Source organism: Vibrio sp. S12_S33, from assembly GCF_963889785.1.
Lineage (GTDB): Bacteria > Pseudomonadota > Gammaproteobacteria > Enterobacterales > Vibrionaceae > Vibrio > Vibrio aestuarianus.
Genome location: NZ_CAWPQZ010000112.1, coordinates 1 through 2,264, shown reverse-complemented (window position 1 = coordinate 2,264; position 2,264 = coordinate 1). Strand labels below are relative to the sequence as shown.

Below are 2,264 nucleotides of genomic sequence, written 5' to 3'. Positions count from 1 at the left end.
ACCCACACATTCTCTTAACAGTACGAATCATGCTTTTACTCGTTTCTAGTTGCATTAACAGTAGCTCCAACGTTAATTAGCCAGTTATCACTAACCCACAGATTAAAATACATAACGCCCAATTAAGTGGTGAACAACGCACTGACCAAGCCGCTGCATTGCACCGTAAAACACTTTACTTGACGCATAGTAAAACTGCCACGCGTTGAGAATCCACTTGAATTGTTTGTTATGTGAATTTCCCCATGAATTCAAAGTAAACCACCGTAGAAATGAAGAAATTTTAATAAGTTACGTGAAAAACCAATGCTTACCAAACCCTAAATTTCACAGCGTTCTGAGCCAAAGGGAACCACTTGCAGGATCAACAACAAAGAAAGCGCCCTTTCAGCCACAACAACCCCTTTTGCTTCACCAGATTTTCAGAGCTGAATGTCAGCAAGCAAATCAGTCAAAAAGACATTTCAATTGAAGCGATTTGAAACCAACGAAACTCAACACAAACCAAACCCAAAACTCAATTGAGGCAACCCAAGAACCTTGGAAACGATCAATTTCAGATTATTCAATAATCCATTTCGACCAAGCCAACTTGCCGAAAACACAGAACGAATTCTCAATGAAATCGTAGCTTTGACCTAAAAACTGACCAAACACATAACGCCGCGTTAAGGGGTGAATGCCGCCTAAACCAAGTTTCCGCAGACCTTTTCACCACTAAAACTCACCGCATACTAAAAATGCCACGCGGCATGAATCCCTCTTAAACGCCTTGTTATGCGTTGCAGCTAACATCGACACTTTGCTTCATTTGACTACCAATTGCCAACAAGCAACCGGACAAAATGACAAGCTCAGCCATGTGAGCCAAAAACGAAATAGAGCTACTCATTAAACCTCTGTCGATAAAGGGTAATAATACTTCAGCAATAACTGCCGTTGACACCATCATATACCCTACGAATTTTTGCCATTTTCTAAGCGCCCCAGCAAATTGGTGAAATGCTAGTAAATAGAACACTGAAAAAATGGGGAGCACAAACCAGGTAATGATTTCTAAACCTGAAATCAGGAAGTGACTTTCATTACCTAGCACACCTATCAGAATGGGTAGAACAAAGTTAAGTGACGAATAGGCAATCGGGTACAACAAAATGCCCAAACCTAAAAATTTTGATGCTTTAACTACTCTACTTTCCACTTGTACACCTTACTCAAGTTTTAAGGACGCATAACGCTGCGTTAAGTGGTGAGCAACGCGACCACAATCCTAAACCATTGCGCCTTAAACACAAAACTCAACTTAGAGCCGAAACTCCCAAGCGTTGGGAATCCGTCTTAAACGCCTAGTTAGCTGCTGCACTTTCGTTAGCAAATTACGCCAAAATGCCTAATTTGGAACACATTATTGCTTTCAAGCGACAAAGTAAAACGGACAGCTGTGAAATTAAAACCTAATCCACGAAATGCGCTTGGCAAAGAAGAAATGACCGAGAAAATCACCATTCCTAAGCATGGTAATTTGCAAAGAATTCTATCGAAAAAACCAACGAAAAAGCACACGAAAAAATTTAAGAATGCATAAATTTCAACACCAAAGAAGCCGCACCAACGAACTTAACAAACACAACATTTCCCGTAAGCAGACTTCGTTAAGTTCAAACACTTCCCGAAAAGTTCCACTGGCGAGATAGTTGATAAGCTGGGATTTGTCCGGTGTGTAGCTAGAAAACCGAAAGCCTTTCCACCCTAAATTCACAGCTTTTCTTAACCCCAGCTAACGCCCAATTAAGTGGTGAACAACGCACTGGCCAAGCCGCTGCATTGCACCGTAAAACACTTTACCTAACGCATAGTAAAACTGCCACGCGTTGAGAATCCACTTGAATTGCTTGTTATGTGAATTTTACCGTGAATTCAAAGTAAACCACCGTAAAAATGAAGGGATTTTAATAATTTACGTGCAAAAACGATGCTAACCAACCCCTAAATTTCACAGCGTTCTGAGCCAAAGAAAGCCACTTGCAGAATCAACAACAAAGAAAGCGCCATTTAAGCCACAACAAAACCTTTTACTTCACCAGACTTTCAGAGCTGAATGTCAGCAAATGAATCAGTCAAAAAGACATTTCAATTAAAGCGATTTGAAACCGACGAAACACAACACAAACCAGATCCAAAACGCAATTGAGGCAACCCAAGAACCTTGAAAACCATCAATCTCAAGTTGTTTAATAATCCATTTCGACCAAGCCAACTTGCCG

General features: G+C 40.6%; 1 protein-coding gene. It reads right to left on the bottom strand.

The genetic code is table 11. The annotated features are described in order from the left end of the window. Positions 1 to 775: 775 nt before the first annotated feature. Positions 776 to 1,201, bottom strand: coding sequence for a hypothetical protein (locus tag AACW06_RS19190; RefSeq protein ID WP_080538420.1), 426 nt, complete (start codon positions 1,199 to 1,201; stop codon positions 776 to 778). Between the last annotated feature and the right edge of the window lie 1,063 nt (positions 1,202 to 2,264).